Raw genomic sequence first — 17,705 nt, 5'->3', positions numbered from 1 at the left:
GACGTGTCTACTTTCCGGGGGTCAGGCCCCAAGCCCACCCGTGGAGTTCACAACCTATATAGGAACACCCCCCGACGAGGTGACGAGAATCCCCTCGTTGCTGTCGGACGGCGGTTTCCCGACCGGTGGCCCGGCCGCCGGCAAACCTCACCCGCGGCCGCCCGGGCCCTGTCCATGGCCAAGCCCGGTCTGGTGCCCCCGGCGCCAACGACTTCCGGTGCCGCCCCGGGACGGTGAATTGCCCGTCATCCTCATTCCCGGGACCGGGTCGTCGAACAGCTCATCGGTACCGATGCCTCGAACCACGGGCCCCGGGCGCACAGCGCAGCCGATCGCTTTGACGTCCACCCCGAGATGCGCCACGGATACTCCCGAAACGCCGGCAAACGAACGCGCTTGCCTGGGAACAGCAGATCTCCGGTTCCATGCTGCTGAATGAGCTGACCATCGGCGACATCACTCGACCGGGCGTGCGGTACACCTTCCTAGGCACGCGGCACGACAATGCCGTGCTCCCCCACTAAAACTCCTTCGTGCGGGAACCCGGCGTCACCAACATCACCGTCCAAGACGTGTGCCCCGCCCACCGCACCGAGCACTACGGCTTCAATTACGACCCTGTCGCCCAGGGCATCGTCGAGGACCCGCTGACCGGGACGGCGTGGCGGGACCACTGCACCGGTACCGGACCGGAGCGATAGTCCTCGACGGACGAGGATCAGGCGCCCGGGGAACTCCCCGTCCGGCACGCCCACGACTCGGCATAGCGGCCGCCCTTCGCCAGCAATTCATCGTGCGTGCCCCGTTCTGCGACCGTCCCGTCCTCCGAAAGCACGACGATGAGGTCGGCATCGCGGATGGTGTGCAGGCGATGGGCGACGACGATCACGGTGCGATCGCCGCGCAACGCCTCAATCGTGCCGATGATCGCCCGCTCAGTGGCCGCATCCAGCGAGGACGTCGGCTCGTCGAGAAGTACCACCGGGGAATCCTTCAGAAACGCCCGGGCGATGGCGACGCGCTGCCGCTCGCCTCCCGACAGCAGCGTCCCTTCCTCCCCCACCGGGGTATCCCACCCGGAAGGCAGCAGCTCCACGATGCGGTCCACCCCGGAACGCCGGGCGGCCTCGCGCAAGCGGTCCCCGTCACCGGGCCTGGAACCGAATCCGGGGTCGGCGAAGACCACGTTGTCCCGCACGGACGCGTCGAAAAGGAACGTCTCCTGGAACACCGGGGTCACCAGCGAGTTCACGCCGTCGGTGCCGATCCGAGGCAAGGGCACCCCGCCGATGAGGATCTCCCCCGAGTCCGGATCATGAAAACGCGACAGCAGCCGCATGACCGTCGTCTTGCCCGCCCCCGACGGTCCCACTACGGCAACCAGTGCTCCCTGAGGTGCACGGAAGCTGACGCCGTCGAGAACCTTCTTATCCCCGTACCCGAAGCTCACGTCGCGGAACTCCACGTCATGCCCGTCGGGCAGCTCCGGTGCGGCAGGTTCGGGAAGGGCGGGGATTGCCCGCAGGTCACGCAACGCAGCCAACGTGTTGCGGCCCGCACCGAACCCGCCGGACAACGCTCCCGCCGTGGTGATCGGTCCGGTGAACTGGACGAGCACGATGAGCATCGGCGCCAAATGCGTCGGCGCCATCCCACCCGTCGCGGCGACTGCCACGGCGACGATCACCGCCGCTGTGAACACCGCATGGACGACCGAACCCAACCGTCCGATGGCCGCCCCCTGCGTCGACGTCGCCTTCGCGAACGCATCGTGTTGGGCCCGGATCGCCTCATCCACCATCGCGTCCGCCGCCGAACCGTCGCCCGCGGCGCGAATCGCCTGCTGGCCGCGGGTGAACTCGATCAGCCTGCCGGAGACGGCAGCGACGGCGTCAGCATGCGCTTCGTCCGACTCCCCGCCGACCCGGCCAATGGCCCGGTAGGCGAAGAAGAGCACCGGTGCCGACGCGACAAGAACCAAACCGACGCGCCAATCCACCGCCAGAATTCCGAAGGCGATGACGGTCGGCGTAACCACCGCGGCGATGACGGGCCGCAGGATCACGTGCGGCACGGACGCCGCGAACGCGATACCCGACGACGCCATCTCCGAAAAGCGGCCGGCCGTGGACTTGGTGACGTACCCGAGTGGCAATGTCAGCACGCGTTCGCCCAGGGAACGCAGCAGGGACGACAGCACCGCTGCGGAATTCGCTCTGCCGACCGTCCCCGCGGCGAGGGACAGCACCGCATGGGCGGCCGCGAGGCCGGCGATGACGCCGGTGAAACGCCATGCCGTCGCATCATCTCCCTCGGCCAGAGCCGACAGCAGCGGCAGCAGCGCGACGAACGCCGCTCCCTGGGCCAGCGCGGCAAGCGTGGCCAACGCAATGAGCCACACCAGTGTCATTCTCGAGAGCCGATCCGTCATCGACCACAAGTCCCGAATCATCGGTTCCCTGCCTTTTCATCGTCTGATTCAGTGCCCCGCGGAGCGGATGGTTCGTCGTCGAGCGCGAACGCGCGCCACAGATCCCGGTAGCGGCCACCGCGCGCAAGCAACTCGTCGTGGGTGCCCGCCTCCGCGACCGCTCCCCCATCGAGAACGAGGATGCGGTCGGCGTTGCGGATCGTGCTCAATCTGTGCGCAATCACGATCACCGTCCGCGAACGAGCCAAACGCTCGATTGCGGACTGAATGAGGGCCTCGGAAGCCGGATCCGCGTAAGCGGTTGCCTCGTCGAAGATGAGCACCGGCGCGTCCGTGACAATCGACCTCGCGATGGCCACGCGCTGCGCCTCACCACCGGAAAAGGTCACGTCGACGTTGACCACCGAATCCAGGCCCTTCGGCAGCGCCGCGATGACCGTATCGAGGTTCGCGAGCTTCGCGGCCGCCATGATTTCGCCGTCGGTGGCGTCTCTCCTGGCCAGCCGGATGTTCTCCCGCAAGGGCAGCGTGAGCAACTGCGGATCCTGGAACACCACCGACACCGAACGGTGCACGTCGCGCACGGCGATGTCGCGAAGATCGTCGCCGCCCAGCAGCACCGAGCCTTCGACAGGGTCGTGGAAACGCGCCAACAGCCGGGCGACGGTGGACTTTCCGGAACCGGAGGACCCCACCAGCGCCGTGAGGGTCCCCGGTTCGAACGTCGCGGACATCCCGTCGAGGACCCGCGGCCCATCGGCGTAGGAGAAGACCAGGTTCCGGACCTCGAGCGCGCCTCCGCGCGCGGGCACCGGATCGGCGGGCTCGGCGATCGGCGGCGTGCTCAGCACCTCCGCGATGGACTTCAGGGCGGCGATCCCCGCGATGATGGGTTCGGAGTTCATGGCCACCCGCACGATCGCCGCGGAGAGTCCAAGGCTGAGAACCAGCCCGGCGACGAGACCCTCCGGTATGCCGCCCGCGGCGTCCCTCAGAGCGAGGCCGGCCCCGCACACCACTGCGAGAACTGTGGTCGGGGACGTCACCACGTCGATGAGCCCGAGATAGATGTTCGACTGCCGGGACCAGGCGGACCACGCGCGGACGAACGACAACGCCGCGGCATCGTAGCGACCCGCGCCCTGGTTAGCACGCCCGAAGGACTTCATCACCGGGATACCGCGCACCAGCTCGATGACCGCGGCCGTCACTCCTTCGGAGGCTCGCTCGTAGTCGCGCTGAAGACCGGCTCCGCGCGAAATCATCACGCCCATCAGGGCGAAGGTGACCAGCACCGGGACGACCGCCACCACCGCGATCCGCCAATCCACCATGACGAGCGCGATGAGGGAAAGCAGGGGAACCAGCACCGCCACCACGGTCTCACCGACGGTGTGGCCCATGAGCTGGTGGACAGCCGCGACGTCCTTCTCAACCGACTCGATGATTCCCGACGACCGCCGGGCATCCAGCCAGCCCAGGGGCAACTTCCGGATTTGGGCGACCAGTCGGCGCCGGAGGTGGAGCTGCAGGTCATTATCCGCCCGGTGCGAGAGCATGCCGGCGGCGCCGTCCGCGGCCATGCGCACCGTTGCGGCGACGACGATGACAGCCACGGCCAACCACGTCCGATGCTCCGGGGCCTCCGGGTACGTCATCGCGATGTCGATGATGCCGACCAGCGAAGCGACGGTAGCCACCGACGACAGGACGGATAACGCGACCACCGCACGCATCCGGGTCCGAATCGGGGCGAGCAGCGACCACGGGCCTACGGTCCCGTCCACGGCGCTCACTTGCCCGCCTCCCCGATCGCGCTTTTCTTCGTGAGAGTGCAGAAGTACACCATGCCGGCGTGTGAGGCTCCGCCCAGCTTCAGCCCGTTGGCTTCGGCGAGGTCCTCGACCTCGCTGCCCCGGAACACCCGGTGGCCCATCTTCGCAACGACGGCCATGTCCACATGCTCGTTCACGTCGGGATCCTCGACGAACGTCTGCACGTAAGCGATGCCTCCATCGGCGAGCAGCCCGGCGACCCTGCCGAGCGCGGCTCCCGCATCCTTCATTTGGTGGAGCGCGCCACACACCCAGATTTCACAGGCCCCGCCGGGCTCTCCCGCGAGCGGCGTGAGGATGTCGGCAACGTGGAATTCCGTCCGGGCCCCAAGCCCGTCGGCGGCGGCGCGTTCGCGGGCGATGCGGATCGCATTGGGCGACAGGTCGTAGCCGACGATGTTCGCCCTGCGATAGCGAGACTCAGCGGCGAGCGTGCGGGCGAGCCACCCGGTTCCGCAACCGAGGTCGAGGACCCGGGCCGGCGCATCCGGCCCGGGATTCAGCGCACGGAGCTTCCGGTACACGGCGGCGTCCATCGGTTCGCGCGCATAGCGGCTGAGGAACCTCGGCTGGACCTTGTCCTCGTAGGCCGCGAGGAGCCTGCGGTTGTTCTGGACGATCTGGGCAATCGACTTCATCTGGTTCTGTCTCCGGGTGTGTGGGCCGCATCCACGCGGCGGTTTCGGGTTAGATGCTCGGATTCGCGGGCCGTCATGCAGACTCCCCCGGCCTCGTTTTCACGGCGATGCCCCACGCCGCGAGCACGGCGATGCCTAAGAACCAGGCCGCGCAGACCACCAGACCCGCAGCTCCGGTGCCGTTGACGGCCTCGCCGGCCGCGGATACGGGGGTGTGCCCGGCGATTCCGCGCAGGAGGGGACGGAAGTGGTCGGCGGGCATGAGCACCGTGTTGACGAACATCGCAACGATGATTAACGGGATGAGGGCCACGGAACCCTGGGGGCTGGTGATGGAGAACGCGATGTACGTGCCGGTGCATGCGGCCGCCGCGGCAACCATCGCGCCGGTCACCGCGATCCTCCACCACCAGGACACCTCCGGTGGGCCGTCGGAAAGCAAGGCGGCCACCGCCGCGACGACGGCCGTCATCGCCATGATCTGGATGAACTCGGCAATGATCCGTGCGGCCGGCACGGCCGCGTACGGCGCCGGCATGGTGATCAACCGCTCGTGGAAGCCATTGCTGCGTTCAACGAACACGGTGGATGATCCCGTGATGGCCAGGATGAACGCCCACGCCGTCACGACCAGGATGACCGCGTTCCGGAGTTCGAACTCTCCGGTGAGCTGCCTGACCAGGCCACCGAACATGCGGTTGACGATGAACAGGTACACGAGCGGAGCAATGAACGTCATGAACCAGAAGTCGGGGCGCCGCAGCCAAATGTGGGCGATGCGCCGCAGATGCACGAAGATGGCGCCAATCATGATTCGCTCCTCGAGGTGAACCGGCGGATGAACAGGACGATTCCGGCGACCGCCGCGACACCGAGCCACAGGGCGGCCTCTTCCCCGGCGCGATCCGGGAAGGCGTCCGGGGACGCCGCCCTAATCACCTCGATCACCGGCGAAAAAGGCATGTGGCGCACGACGTCGCGAAGGGAGCCGTCCAAAGCGGTCGCCGGAATGAACGCGGTGGAGAACATGAGCAGCAGCATTTCCAGCGCCTGGATCGATGAGGCCGTCGACACCGGGGCGGGCACCATCAGGATCACCCCGTCCGTGACCAGGGACAGGACCGCGGCGGCGAGCAGTGACCACAGGACTGTCCACGCGACGTCACCGAGAGCCATGTCGAGGCCACAGGCCCACGCGACGATCAGCAGCGCCGCGATCGACGCGGACATCCGCAGCACATCGGTGGCGAGCCTGCCGGCGACATAGCCGCCCGTGGCCCCGGGCAACACGCGCACACGGTCGACGAGCCCGGATTCGACGTCCTGTCCCACCGCCATCGCCGACGCCGCGGCGGTGAACATCGCCGCCTGGAACAGGCAGCCGCCGAGCACGAAACGCAGGTACCCGAAGCCGGATTGCCCTGCCGAGTACCCAAACACCGCGTACAGGCACAGCAGGAAGAGGGGAGGAACGACGAACATGGAGATCAGCGACGCGGTGTTGCGTCGCAGCAGCAGCAGATCCCGACGGAGAAACGCCGCGACCGACGTCGCACTCATCGCGCCGCACCCCCCGCGTTCATCGATATGAACACTTCGTTGAGGGTGGGCGGCGACACGCTCAGCGAATCCGGCAACGTTTCCGAGGCCTCCATCGCCCGCGCCACCGCCTCGAGGACCTGCGGTCCGGGGTCGACGTCGAGGGACACCAACTTCCCCGCGACGCGGGCACGGTCCAGACACGCTCCCCTTAGGCAGCGGGCGAACGCCTCCGCCCCGGCGGCAGTGGCGAAGGACACGCGGAGCACGTGCGACCCGAAGTCGCGACGCAATTCCTCCGGCGTTCCGCTGGCGACGATGCGGCGGTCCTTGAGCAGATGGACGTGGTCTGCCAGCGCCTCCGCCTCTTCCAGGTACTGGGTGGTCAGCACCAGGGTCATTCCGTCGTCCCGCAGTTGCCGGATGAAGCCCCACAACTCTTCGCGGCTGACCGGGTCCAGCCCCGTCGTGGGTTCGTCGAGGAACAGCAACCTGGGCACGACGCACAGCGACGCGGCGATGTCGAGGCGGCGCCGCATGCCACCCGAATAGGCCGACGCCAGCGTCGAGGCGCTGTCCGCGAGCGAGAATTGCGCGAGCAGTTCCGTCGCGCGGGCGGCCGCGTCGGCGCGGTCGAGTCCGCGCAGACGCCCGAAGAACTCCAGGTTCTCCCGGCCGGTGAGGTTCTCGTCGATCGCCGCGAATTGGCCGGTGGTGGCAATGTCGGCGCGCACGCCCGCCGGGTCCTCTTTCACATCGCGCGAGAAGATGCTCACCTCGCCGGAGTCTGCGGTGATGAGCGTCGACAGGATTCGGATGAGGGTGGTCTTGCCTGCACCGTTGTGGCCGAGGAACGACACGATCGACCCGGCGGGCACGGTGAAACTCACGCCGTCGAGCACATGCTTGCGCATCCGGGCGCCGCGCTTTCCCTTGCGCCCGCCGTCCGGCGGAGCACCTGCCCCGCCTTCGGGCGCGGTGCCGGCTGTGCCCGCAATCGGGTAGCTCTTCGTGAGGTCGCGGACGACGATCGCCGCACCCCGTTCAGCTTGATCCGTCATCGTTTCTCCTTTTCTTTGGTGTCGCAGTGGGCCGCTGCCGGCAGTGGCCCCGTGGTCGGGTTGTCATGCGGCGTTTCGATATGGATGCCCGCATCGCGGGCGAAGGCGAGGACCGGTTCGAGGAGCCGGGGGTGGCTGACGAGATCCCGGCACCCCGGCGCGACCGGCTTCCCCGCGACCGCCACAACGGTGGCGGCAGCAATCGCCGCGGTCATTTTGTAGGAACCCGGGCCAGTCGCCCGGACGACGGTTGTCTCGGCCGCCGACCCCGCATCGCCCGCACCGGCGGAGGACAGTGCGACGACCAGCTCGGCGGGTTGCGGAGTGCCCTTCGCCCGCGCCTTCCGCGACGTCACGGCCGCCCCGAGACGGGCGAGCAGACCGGAGACGACGGGCATCGCGTACAGTCTCGACGTGCGGATCTTCTCCACCGACTCATCGGGGAGAGCATCGAAGGCGACGTGGTAGAAATATCCGAGGATCGAGGGGCACACCCCGCGTACGACGTCGATGTCCGGGCATTCGTAGCCGATTCCGCTTTGCGACGACACCAGGTTGCGCCGCACTTCGACGATGGCGCCGCCGAGCATCGCGCGGTATCCGCCGCGAATGGTCCGGAACATCGACTCGACCGACGCGGCTCCGGATTCCTGGTCGGCGGCAATTCGCAGATCGACCCGCACATCGCGGACCTCTTCGACCCCCGCAGCGCAGGCCCCGAGCATCAACAGGGCCGTCGACAAGCCCGGGCACAGGCCGAACCCGGTGAGCACGGGAACCCCCTCCCGCCGAGCATCCCCGTCGAGGGCCATGATTGCGCGGCGGGCGTCGATCGAATCGTTGACGTCGATGTACCCGGTGCCTGAGTCGATGCAAGCACGGGCGAGTGAGTCTGCATGCACCTCGAACGGGCCGATGCCGGCTTCGGCCAACCGAGTCGCAGCCGCCACCGCCTCCGCATGGACCCGGCCGTACGGGACGAAGACGTCCCGCCGATTCTCGACGAAGGTGATCCCCTTCTTCGTCTCATCGGCCTTGTCCCGAAGCACGTCGCTGATGGTCCGGATCGTGTTCACTGGTACCTCTTTCGGTTGTCGGCGCCATGCCGGTGCCGGGCGGACCGGGCCCGCATGGCGCGACCCGGAGGATGTGTCTGAAGGGTTGAAGCAACTGGGTGGGGCGCGTCTCCGCACAAGCTCGGAAACGCTCGCGGGCTCGAGGCCCGCCGGTTCCGGGTGCCCGTCAAGTCACTGCGGACACCAGGGCGGCAACGAAGGTCGCGGCGGACGCTGCGGCCGCGAAACCATCACGCACTCGCCAGGGGTGATCAGTGCGGAAGGTACGCCGCGGATGGCGGCCGAAGTTGCGCATCGCCAGGGTCAGGGACAGCTTTTCGGCGCAGCGCACGGCGCTGACGAACAGGGGAAAGGCGATGCGCGCGGGCGTCGTCGCGCGAATGAAGCCGGAGCGGAAAGACTGCCCCGGTCGCATCGAGCGCAATCTAATCGCCCATGTCAGCTGGGGGATTTCGCTGCGAAGGAACGCCGCGATGCTCACCCCGGAAATCGCTATGGTGCACCATGTGTAGGGCACCCGGAGGCGTTGCACCATGGCGTCGAAAAGCTCCTCGACGCGCATACACGCGGAGACCAGGACCGTCCCCGCGAACACGGCCGTCAGCAGCAGTCCGTGATGGATGCCGTGGCGGACAGCCTCCGCCGGATCCCCACTGCCGTAGAACTCGGAGCGCCACCCGAGCAGGCCGAAGAACACCCCGATCAACAGGGCGAGGAGGACCTTCCCCGCCGTCGCCCGAACGTCGCGTTCCGCGATTGCAGCGAGTGCGAGGAACGCGACCACCGTCAGGGCGAGAACGGCGTCTCCGCCGGAGAGCAGCCCGGCGACGAGGACGAGCATCACCGCCGCGACAATCGTGATGGCGTTCAACCCCGCGCGCATTCGAGCGGCGGATCCACTGGTCCAGGGGCTTTCGTCCAAGGACGTCCGTGCGCCGGCCGCGGGCAGTGCGCGATCCCGCCGGGACGACTCCGGGGAAGCCGGCACGTCGGCTGCGGGACCGGACCAGGTGACCTTCCCTTCGGCGACGATGCTCGCCCGATCCGCCCACGTTCGCGCAGCACGGCGGTCGTGGCACGTGAACACAACGGTTCCGCCGGCCCCTGCGTATTCCGCTAGGGCATCCAGTACGATGCGCGAGCTCGGCGAATCCAGATGCGCCAACGGCTCGTCGAGAAGCAGCAAACGGCGATTGGCCGCCACCGCCAGGAAGATGCCCAACCGTCTTTTCTGTCCGCCCGACAGGACGAACGGCGAGACGGGGTCAAGTGCCCGGGGGCACAAGGCTTCCCGCAGTTTCCGCAGCTCATCGGCGCCGAGTGGTCCGTGCGGGTCCGTGCCGGCCAGCGCGGAGTCGATTTCCGCGGCGACGGTCGCGCGGGTGAACTGGTGCTCGGGGTTCTGGAACGCCAACGACGCGAAGGCGTCGGGGACGCGCCGGGCCGACGCGCCGTCGATCCGGAGGTCCGCTCCCGCCTTCATCTGGCCCGACAGCACCGCCAGCAAGGTGGACTTACCGGCTCCGTTGGTGCCGACCAGGGCATGGATCTCGCCCCGTTCCAATGTCAGATCGGCCCCGTTCAGGATCCGCTCCCTGCCCCGGGCCACATGGGCTCCGGTCAAGGCCAGCAGTGGAACGGCGTCCGCCTCCGATTCCGGATCAGCGCCATCCCCGGCTCCCCGGGACCTTCGCCGCCGGTCCGGACTGAGACGGTCCGGTGCCCCCGTGCCCGGCGTACTGGCGTCCGGCGTTCCGGCGGTCGCGGCCGTCGTCGCAATGCCCTTCACCGCGATGCCCTCCGGCGCTCCGTGGGCGGCGACGCTCCCGTCCGCATCGAGGATTGTCACCGTGTCGACCCACCCGTCGAACGGACGGAGGTCGTGCTCGATGAGCAGGATGACGCGCCCCGGGGCCCGCAAATCACGGATGGCGGCGAACAGCGACCGGCGACCGTCCTCGTCGACGTGGGCCGCGGGCTCGTCGAAGATCATGACCTCCGGCGCCCTGGCCACCGCACCGGCGATGGCCATCCGCTGGCGTTGCCCGCCCGACAAAGCCCACGGATCCTTCTCCGCGAGCTCTGACAGCCCGAGCTCTGATAGGGCCGCGGCTGATCGCTTGGCGACGATGTCGGCTTCCACGAGGGAAAACTCGAGGGCCATGGACACGTCATCGACGACTCGGAGCGTGAGCACCTGCGTCGCCGGGTCTTGCCCGACGAAGGTGACCCGGTCCCCGTCCACGGGGCGTTCGGTGCCGTCGGCATCGACGATGTGCACGAATCCGGCATGGTCGATGGGGATGTGTGAGGGAATCAGTCCAGCGATAAGGTGGGCCAGGCTCGTCTTTCCGCATCCCACGGGTCCCGTGATGGCGTTGATCGTGCCGAAATCGAAGGAGAGATCCACCATGTCGGGTGCCCATCGCCCATCGGCGTGCCGCACGCCCGCGCCACTAACCCGTAACCGGGCCGGGACCGTCCCGCGTGTCGCACCGGCGCACGCGGATGCTCCGCCAGTCACCGGGTGACCCCGCGGCTGCGAAGCCCCTTTGCGACGGCAAAGCCCAGGACCAAAAACACCAGGCTCGATGCCAAGGCTACGGCGAAGCTGATCAGGGTCATGGGCGTGGTCGGCGAGTCGACGCCGACTGCGCGCGGGGCCATCGTTCCCATCAGCGCGGAGAACAACATCGCCGACGCCACGAACTGGGGACGCGTCCACCGCCGGTACAGGGTGACCATGAACGGAAGCTCGATGAGTAATCCTTCCATAATCAGCGCCCCGATTGCGGCGACGCCGAACGGGGTGGTCGCCGCGGACACGACGCCCATGGCAAGGCACGCGATAAGGCTCGCGCCAGGCTTGCGGACGACGATGAGGGGAACAACGCACGGCAGGAACCACAACCCGAGCGTCGCCGCGACGAGATAAACGTGGGCGATGCCGGCGAACACCTGCAGGTAAGTCAGGGGCACGATGATGAGAGACCCCGCGACGCCGATCGCGGCGGCGACGAGCATGTCGCGGGTGGATGGTCGGCCACCTGCTGCGACCGGTGCGACGTGCACCAACCGCCCGTCATCCGTCTGCGACGCCACCGCGTCGCCGTCGCCCGTCCCGTCCGAGCCCGCGTCCCCGACTCCCCCTCCGGAGAGGGGTTCTCTGGTCGATCCACGTTTTCTGTTCATCGTCGCCGCCTCGCTTCCGGTGCCGATTCCCGATCGGAACATAACTTGAAACAGTATTAGGTTAGGCAATCCTTATCAACTTATGCCAGACTCGAATTATTGACTTTGCCCCCGATCCCCCCCATTACGTTGTTAGCAGTTCCACCCCAGGGCACCGAAGATTCATAGCCTGTCCACCCGATTGGGCTGGTTATGTTTATTTCCGGTCCCTCCGTCCGAAAGGACAGTGGAACTAGTCGCTGGCTTCGGTATGGCTTATTCCCGCCCCTGTCTGAAAAAGATCCGGGGGTGATGCCGCCGAAGACAGTGACATCCTCAAACTGCTAATAGGAACCTGACCCAGCCCAGGTGGTATGAGGTCTCACAGTAATGTGGATACCAGCGCAAGCATGTCCGACAACCCCAGCGATGAAGCTTAAATAGTCCAACTCCTCATTCATCGCTAGGAGGCATACACCCATGGCCTATGACTTCGTCATTGGCGTAGACGTCGGCAAATACTTCCACCACGCCTGCGTCCTCGATCCCCAAGGCAGGCAAGTCCTGTCCAAACGCATCAATCAGCATGAAGGCTCGCTACGCAAGCTCTTCGGCCAATTCCTCGCCGACAACGCCTCGGTCCTTGTCATTGTCGATCAGCCCAACAACATCGGCCGATTAACCGTCGCAGTCGCCCAAGACATGGGGGCAGATGTTCGCTATCTACCAGGGCTTGCGATGCGACAGCTCTCTCGCATCCACGTCGGCAACTCCAAGACCGATGTACGCGACGCCTACGTCATCGCCCATGCCGGTCTTAACCTTCCAGATTCCCTGCGCAGTGTCGACCGCGTTGAGGAAGTCTTTATCCAGCTGATTTAGGCCGTGACAGCAGCATCCTCCGAGATGGGCTCGATACCCAGGCGGTTGAGCATGTAGAGCACGCGGGCTCCGAGGTCATCGGCCAGCTCACGGGTCTCTTCCACGGTTTCGGCGGTGGCGATGTCCCAGATCTTGACGTCCTTGCCGGCTTCATCGCGCGGCACCTCGCGGCCCAGATACACGATGTAATCCGGGATCGTCACCAAGCGCAGGTCCTCGACGTAGCGGTCCGGGTGTTCCGCCATGCCGCGCTCCTGCAGCACGTGGGCCATGTGAGAGTCCGGGTCGTTTTCGGGGTGGGCCACGGCGGCGTCGACAAGTAGGGCATCGCCGGCGTACTTCTTCGTCAGCGCCACGGCAGCCTGCGCCAGGGCGTGGTCGGCGCCTGCGGAGAAACGCACGTGGATGCGGTGGGTGCCGAAGTGCTCGCGCACCTCACGCTCCACCATCACGGGAACAAATTCATCTAAGGTCGCACCAGCTTCGTGACGCTCAATGGTGGCATCGAGGAAGGAGTCAATCTCCTGCGCGGTGTACTCGTGGCCGTAATTTGCGTGTAAATCCTGGCGCAACGTATCGAAACGGCGGGCGTTAGGGGAAGTCATCTCTAAACTCACTTTCTGTTCGCCTATTGTTAACCTACTGTTAACCTTAAGCGATTGTTGGACAGGCCACAAGTTTTATTTTCTTTGGTCTAGTTCCATACGCTGGCACAACCTCCCCATAAACGGCCAAAGGCCCGCCGGGTGTTCCGGCAGGCCTTCTTGGATTGCTCCTTCTTCTTATCGGGAATGCGCGTTGCGCGACTGCGCAGCTTGAGGTGTTCCTCGAGCCGCTCCGGGGACATCTTCCACATGCTGCGGTCCGCACGCTTCTTCTTGCGCTGGGCCATGCCGTCACCTCCTTCCATCGAGGTGTTTCAGCATAGCGCGCCACGCTACGCTGCGGGAACCAACCCGCGCGCGGCAGCTTAGTGGCCGCGCTCCTGCGTGATGGCTTGGCCATCACGGAAATAGGGAGCCAGCTTGTTATCGAACAGGCTCAGCGCGGACGCGATGGCCATATGCATGTCCAGGTACTGGTAGGTGCCCAGGCGGCCGCCGAAAAGGACCTGGTTCTCGCGGGCCTCGGCGGCGGCGAGCTTGCGGTAGGCCTCCAGCTTGGAGCGGTCCTCCGGGGTGTTAATCGGGTAGTACGGCTCATCGCCCTTCTCGGCAAAGCGCGAGTACTCCTTCATGATCACCGTCTTGTCCTTGGGGTACTTATCGGCGCGCTCCGGGTGGAAGTGGCGGAACTCGTGGATGCGGGTGTAGTCCACGTCCGCATCGTTGTAGTTCATCACCGGGGTGCCCTGGAAGTCACCGGTCTCCAGCACCTCCAGGTCGAAGTCCAGCGTGCGCCAGCCCAGCTCGCCCTCGGCGAAGTCGAAGTAGCGATCCAGTGGGCCGGTGTAGACCACCGGCGCGCTTGGCGACGCCTCTCGCACCTCCTCGTGCACGTCGAACCAGTCGGTGTTGAGACGGACGTCGATAAGCTCGTGCTCCGCCATCTTCTCCAGCCAGGCTGCGTAGCCGTCGACGGGCAGGCCCTCGTAGGTGTCGTTGAAGTAGCGGTTGTTGAAGGTGTAGCGCACCGGCAGGCGCGTGATATTGCCGGCCGGCAGCTCCTTCGGGTCGGTCTGCCACTGCTTTGCGGTGTAATCGCGAATGAAGGCCTCGTAGAGCGGGCGGCCAATGAGCGCGATGGCCTTCTCCTCCAGGTTCTTCGCCTCATCCACGGCAAACTCACCAGCCTGCTCCTTGATGAGCTGGCGCGCCTCATCCGGCGAGTAGTAGCGGCCGAAGAACTGGTTAATCAGGCCCAAGCCCATGGGGAACTGGTAGGCCGTGCCATCGTGCATGGCGAAGACGCGGTGCTGGTAATCGGTGAAATCGGTGAACTGGTTGCAGTACTCCCACACGCGCTTATTCGAGGTGTGGAAGAGGTGCGCGCCGTACTTGTGAACCTCGATGCCGGTCTCCGGCTCGGCCTCCGAGTAGGCGTTACCGCCAAGGTGCTCGCGGCGCTCGACGATGAGCACTTTCTTGCCCAGCTGGGAGGCTGCGCGCTCGGCCACGGTCAGGCCAAAGAATCCGGATCCAACAACGATGAGGTCATATGCAGTCATGGCCATCAGCTTAAAGCAGTAACACGCACAGAACGGCGGGTGACACCCAAGCGAGAAAACTCGCGTGTCACACCTTCTTTCACTCCAACAACTGGCGTAACATCTGTCCCGTTAGTTAACTTTTTGCGCTCCTCTTAACCTCGTGGCGCACACCATCCTAGGGAGTAACAGTGCACCTCAAACGTCGTCTTGTTCCCGCGAAATCGACGTGGTCGACGCCGGTTATCGCTACGGTCACCTCGATCGCTGTGGTCGCTGCCGCAGCCGTGGGCGGCCAAACCCTTATCCAAACGCAGGAAGCGGGCAGCGGCCCCATCGAAGTGAGCTCGGCCTCCGAATCCTTCGGGTCCGGCGAAACGGTCGTGGTGGATGACCCGGCCATCGCCGCCCAGGGCGAGGGCGAAGGCCCGCGCGCCGTCAAGCAATTCCACCGCGATGAGACTTTCTCCTCCTTCGCCGTCACGTGGAAGGGTTCGCGCGACGTCGCGGCCTTCGTCCGCGCTAAGCAGCCAGACGGGTCCTGGTCCGAGTGGTACGACATGGACGCGATGTCCTACAACAACGATGACCCCTCCGCCACGAACGGCACCGAGCTCATCTTCGTAGGCGATACCAACGACGTGCAGGTCTCCATCAACAATGTGGATCTGGTGACCGGGTCGAACCTGGACGAAGAGTTCACCGAAACCCCCGTTGAGGACGCCGCGCTTGACGACGCCTCCTTCAACGTCGGCGACATCGCCCCCGTCGCTGAGACCGAAGAGCTTCCAGCCAATAGCGACGTGGAAGGCCTCGAGGCTGTCTTCATGGACGGCAACGCCCAGGAGGGCGAGGTCATTGAGCCGACCGCTGAGACCGACGGCATGCCGCGCGTGGTCTCGCGCGCAGGTTGGGGCGCGGATGAGAGCATCCGTTGCAAGGGTGCTGACTATGATGACGGCGTCAAGGCCATTGCGCTGCACCACACCGCGGGCTCCAATAACTACACCCGCGCGCAGGCGGCCGCACAGGTGCGCGCCGCGTACAAGTACCACGCCCAGAACCTGGGCTGGTGCGATATCGGATACAACGCGCTGGTGGATAAGTACGGCACCATCTACGAGGGCCGCTACGGCGGGCTCGACGAAGCCGTGCAGGGCGCCCACATCGGTGGCTTCAACCGGAATACGTGGGGCATTTCCATGATTGGTAACTACGAGACGGCTCAGCCAACGGAAGCCTTGCTGGAGTCCGTCACCGATCTTGCCGGCTGGAAGGGCGCGATTTCCGGTGTTGATCCGACCTCCCGCGTTTCCCTGCGCTCGGCGGAGAACTTCCGCGGCTCGAAGTACCCGGCCGGTTCGGATGCCCCAGTCTACGGTTTCTTCGGCCACAGCGACGTTCACTACACCGCGTGCCCGGGCCAGTACACCATTGCCCGCTGGCCGCAGATCCGTGCGGCAGCGCATAAGAAGTACCTCGCCATCAAGTCGGGCGCGTCTGGTTCGACCTCCACGGACTGGGGCAGCGTGGATACCCCTACGCCGGATACCTCCGACTCCACGCCGAACGACAACCACGCGCCTTCCGCTCCTGCACCGGCAGCTCCCGCACAGGAGGCAACGTCCTCGCTGGGCGATACTGAAATCCCGATGAGCACCATCACCGCACTAGTCGGCCTGGCTGGCACCCTCTTCGCCATTATGTATGCCCGCTCCGAGCACCAGGTTGACATGAACCAGACGGTCAATGGCCTGCCGGTGGAGCAGATCCCGGGGATCGTGACCAAGGTGCTTTCCCTGAGCAAGAACGAGGGCCTGAAGGAAACGTGGACGGCAGTCCTTAACGCCTTCGGCCCGGCTCTGGGCCTGGCTGTTGGCGGTCCGGATGAGTCGGCCGGCATCATCTACCAGCTCTTCCAGAACGGCGTCGTGCTGAGCTCCGAAGAGACCGGTACGCACGCGCTGGTGGGACGCATCGCGAAGGAATGGGCCTCGGGCAACAACGCGGCGACGCTCGGCCTACCGACCTCCGACGAACTCCCCACCGGCTTCGGCAAGGAAGTCCGCGTGCAGTTCCAGGGCGGTTCCATTGTCTACAACCCGGAGACTGAGCAGATTCAGGTCTTCACGAACTAATCCCAGCCGCACCGCGTGTGCGCAAAACTCACGCGCACAGCCCTGTGGGATCGCCGATATTGCGGGAGCCACCTCGGTGGCTTCCGCTTCGGCGTTAGTTTGGGCCTACGGTTTTAAGTATCGGGTGGCGCTCCGCCCACTAAGCCCCCGTTGGCCTGCTGCCTCAAGGCTGCTTGCGCTGCCTGGTACGCCGACTGGGAAGTAATCGGCTCCGCCCAGGGTGGCACATAATCCACCCCGCCCCGCAACCGGAAGACATAGCCAGCACCAGTCGGCTTATCCGGGTCATCATCATTGATGCCATTGTGATAAGCACACAACATCGTCAAATTCGGCGGATCCGTCGCCCCACCAGCTTTCCACGGCACCAAATGATGCACCTGGCAATAATCAGCCGGCTTATTACACCCTTCACGCGCGCACGTCGGATGCTCCGCACTAGCCATTAACCGCTGCTCAAACCCAGCCAAACGCCGCACCCGATGCAACCACACCGGCCCAATCGTTGGATGCACCAACGTCACATACCCCACCTCAGCAAACTTATAGGTGACAAACTCCCGGGCCCTGTCATCCGCCCACCATTAGTCAGCACAAGCTCAATATCATCGCCCTCACCGCGCACAATCTGGTCCAACTCATCCAAGGTGACCACCACATTGGTCGCCACCGCAGGCTTAGAACCCCCATGCGCTTGGTTGAAAACACCTGACCTGCCGCATCCAACAAATCCGCCGGATTAATCGACTCCAACACCCGGACATGACCCCTGTTTGGTAGACACCTGA

The 17,705-nt window shown here is 65.6% G+C and carries 15 protein-coding genes and 2 pseudogenes; 3 read left to right on the top strand and 14 right to left on the bottom strand.

Going from position 1 to position 17,705, the window contains the following annotated elements; all coding sequences use genetic code 11:
* The first annotated feature begins 533 nt into the window (after positions 1-533).
* Positions 534-701: a hypothetical protein gene (locus tag HMPREF2565_RS13950; protein WP_154762579.1), complete on the top strand. Its 168-nt coding sequence runs from the start codon at positions 534-536 to the stop codon at positions 699-701.
* A gap of 17 nt (positions 702-718) precedes the next feature.
* Here HMPREF2565_RS13950 and HMPREF2565_RS08365 read toward each other — a convergent pair whose 3' ends face one another.
* The 9 genes from HMPREF2565_RS08365 to HMPREF2565_RS08325 form a co-directional block, all read right to left on the bottom strand.
* Positions 719-2,410 carry an ABC transporter ATP-binding protein gene (locus HMPREF2565_RS08365; protein WP_232751630.1) on the bottom strand — a complete coding sequence of 564 codons (1,692 nt, stop codon included), beginning with the start codon at positions 2,408-2,410 and terminating at the stop codon, positions 719-721.
* 38 nt (positions 2,411-2,448) lie between these two features.
* Positions 2,449-4,227, bottom strand: coding sequence for an ABC transporter ATP-binding protein (locus HMPREF2565_RS08360; protein WP_046647600.1), 1,779 nt, complete (start codon positions 4,225-4,227; stop codon positions 2,449-2,451).
* Entirely contained in the window at positions 4,224-4,904 is a 681-nt protein-coding gene (locus HMPREF2565_RS08355; RefSeq protein ID WP_046647601.1) for a class I SAM-dependent methyltransferase, read from the bottom strand. Before HMPREF2565_RS08355 ends, HMPREF2565_RS08360 begins: the two co-directional genes overlap by 4 nt.
* Positions 4,905-4,977: 73 nt before the next feature.
* Positions 4,978-5,715, bottom strand: a complete 738-nt coding sequence (locus HMPREF2565_RS08350; protein WP_046647602.1) for an ABC transporter permease — start codon at positions 5,713-5,715, stop codon at positions 4,978-4,980.
* A complete protein-coding gene (locus HMPREF2565_RS08345; protein WP_071407135.1) occupies positions 5,712-6,464 on the bottom strand; it encodes an ABC transporter permease in 753 nt (250 codons plus the stop codon). The genes HMPREF2565_RS08350 and HMPREF2565_RS08345 overlap by 4 nt, the downstream gene beginning before the upstream one ends.
* Positions 6,461-7,504 (bottom strand): ABC transporter ATP-binding protein, encoded by a 1,044-nt coding sequence (locus tag HMPREF2565_RS08340; RefSeq protein ID WP_071407134.1) that lies wholly within the window; start codon positions 7,502-7,504, stop codon positions 6,461-6,463. The genes HMPREF2565_RS08345 and HMPREF2565_RS08340 overlap by 4 nt, the downstream gene beginning before the upstream one ends.
* Complete coding sequence (locus HMPREF2565_RS13750) at positions 7,501-8,580, bottom strand: saccharopine dehydrogenase family protein (protein ID WP_246819131.1); 1,080 nt, start codon at positions 8,578-8,580, stop codon at positions 7,501-7,503. Before HMPREF2565_RS13750 ends, HMPREF2565_RS08340 begins: the two co-directional genes overlap by 4 nt.
* Before the next feature lie 166 nt (positions 8,581-8,746).
* Positions 8,747-10,993: an ATP-binding cassette domain-containing protein gene (locus tag HMPREF2565_RS08330; RefSeq protein WP_246819130.1), complete on the bottom strand. Its 2,247-nt coding sequence runs from the start codon at positions 10,991-10,993 to the stop codon at positions 8,747-8,749.
* A gap of 107 nt (positions 10,994-11,100) precedes the next feature.
* Positions 11,101-11,814, bottom strand: a complete 714-nt coding sequence (locus tag HMPREF2565_RS08325) for an ECF transporter S component (protein WP_232751627.1) — start codon at positions 11,812-11,814, stop codon at positions 11,101-11,103.
* Between the two features lie 417 nt (positions 11,815-12,231).
* On the opposite strand from HMPREF2565_RS08325, the pseudogene HMPREF2565_RS08320 reads away from it, so the two are divergent.
* Positions 12,232-12,627, top strand: a pseudogene (locus HMPREF2565_RS08320) (IS110 family transposase); the annotation flags it as partial.
* Positions 12,628-12,629: 2 nt separating this feature from the next.
* Here HMPREF2565_RS08320 and HMPREF2565_RS08315 read toward each other — a convergent pair.
* The 3 genes from HMPREF2565_RS08315 to glf all read right to left on the bottom strand — a co-directional run bounded on the left by HMPREF2565_RS08315 (position 12,630) and on the right by glf (position 14,800).
* Entirely contained in the window at positions 12,630-13,238 is a 609-nt protein-coding gene (locus HMPREF2565_RS08315) for a three-helix bundle dimerization domain-containing protein (RefSeq protein WP_071407132.1), read from the bottom strand.
* Between the two features lie 89 nt (positions 13,239-13,327).
* Positions 13,328-13,525, bottom strand: a complete 198-nt coding sequence (locus tag HMPREF2565_RS08310) for a hypothetical protein (protein WP_070682238.1) — start codon at positions 13,523-13,525, stop codon at positions 13,328-13,330.
* A gap of 78 nt (positions 13,526-13,603) precedes the next feature.
* Positions 13,604-14,800: a UDP-galactopyranose mutase gene (gene glf, locus HMPREF2565_RS08305; protein WP_071407131.1), complete on the bottom strand. Its 1,197-nt coding sequence runs from the start codon at positions 14,798-14,800 to the stop codon at positions 13,604-13,606.
* Positions 14,801-14,970: 170 nt separating this feature from the next.
* On the opposite strand from glf, the gene HMPREF2565_RS08300 reads away from it, so the two are divergent.
* The gene (locus tag HMPREF2565_RS08300) at positions 14,971-16,917 is read left to right on the top strand and encodes an N-acetylmuramoyl-L-alanine amidase (protein ID WP_071407130.1); all 1,947 of its coding nucleotides are present in this window, start codon (positions 14,971-14,973) and stop codon (positions 16,915-16,917) included.
* A 113-nt stretch (positions 16,918-17,030) separates the two neighbouring features.
* Here the strand turns inward: HMPREF2565_RS08300 and HMPREF2565_RS14420 are convergent, their stop codons facing one another.
* Both HMPREF2565_RS14420 and HMPREF2565_RS14415 read right to left on the bottom strand, forming a co-directional pair.
* Positions 17,031-17,240: a hypothetical protein gene (locus tag HMPREF2565_RS14420; RefSeq protein WP_371441012.1), complete on the bottom strand. Its 210-nt coding sequence runs from the start codon at positions 17,238-17,240 to the stop codon at positions 17,031-17,033.
* Positions 17,241-17,273: 33 nt separating this feature from the next.
* Positions 17,274-17,363 (bottom strand): annotated as a pseudogene (locus HMPREF2565_RS14415) (hypothetical protein); the annotation flags it as partial.
* Positions 17,364-17,705 lie beyond the last annotated feature (342 nt).

Source organism: Corynebacterium sp. HMSC072A04 (assembly GCF_001809235.1).
In the GTDB taxonomy this organism is placed as follows: domain Bacteria; phylum Actinomycetota; class Actinomycetes; order Mycobacteriales; family Mycobacteriaceae; genus Corynebacterium; species Corynebacterium hiratae.
The sequence above is the reverse complement of the archived record's forward strand: the minus strand, read 5'-3'. Positions and strand labels throughout refer to the sequence as shown.

Bases quoted from the DNA above. Each gene is read 5' to 3' on its own strand.
- HMPREF2565_RS08310 (WP_070682238.1), bottom strand. From the start codon at position 13,525: ATGGCCCAGCGCAAGAAGAAGCGTGCGGACCGCAGCATGTGGAAGATG.
- HMPREF2565_RS08315 (WP_071407132.1), bottom strand. From the start codon at position 13,238: ATGACTTCCCCTAACGCCCGCCGTTTCGATACGTTGCGCCAGGATTTA.
- HMPREF2565_RS08350 (WP_046647602.1), bottom strand. From the start codon at position 5,715: ATGATTGGCGCCATCTTCGTGCATCTGCGGCGCATCGCCCACATTTGG.
- glf (WP_071407131.1), bottom strand. From the start codon at position 14,800: ATGACTGCATATGACCTCATCGTTGTTGGATCCGGATTCTTTGGCCTG.
- HMPREF2565_RS08340 (WP_071407134.1), bottom strand. From the start codon at position 7,504: ATGACGGATCAAGCTGAACGGGGTGCGGCGATCGTCGTCCGCGACCTC.
- HMPREF2565_RS08355 (WP_046647601.1), bottom strand. From the start codon at position 4,904: ATGAAGTCGATTGCCCAGATCGTCCAGAACAACCGCAGGCTCCTCGCG.
- HMPREF2565_RS08345 (WP_071407135.1), bottom strand. From the start codon at position 6,464: ATGAGTGCGACGTCGGTCGCGGCGTTTCTCCGTCGGGATCTGCTGCTG.
- HMPREF2565_RS08325 (WP_232751627.1), bottom strand. From the start codon at position 11,814: ATGTTCCGATCGGGAATCGGCACCGGAAGCGAGGCGGCGACGATGAAC.
- HMPREF2565_RS14420 (WP_371441012.1), bottom strand. From the start codon at position 17,240: ATGTTGTGTGCTTATCACAATGGCATCAATGATGATGACCCGGATAAG.
- HMPREF2565_RS08365 (WP_232751630.1), bottom strand. From the start codon at position 2,410: ATGACACTGGTGTGGCTCATTGCGTTGGCCACGCTTGCCGCGCTGGCC.
- HMPREF2565_RS08330 (WP_246819130.1), bottom strand. From the start codon at position 10,993: ATGGTGGATCTCTCCTTCGATTTCGGCACGATCAACGCCATCACGGGA.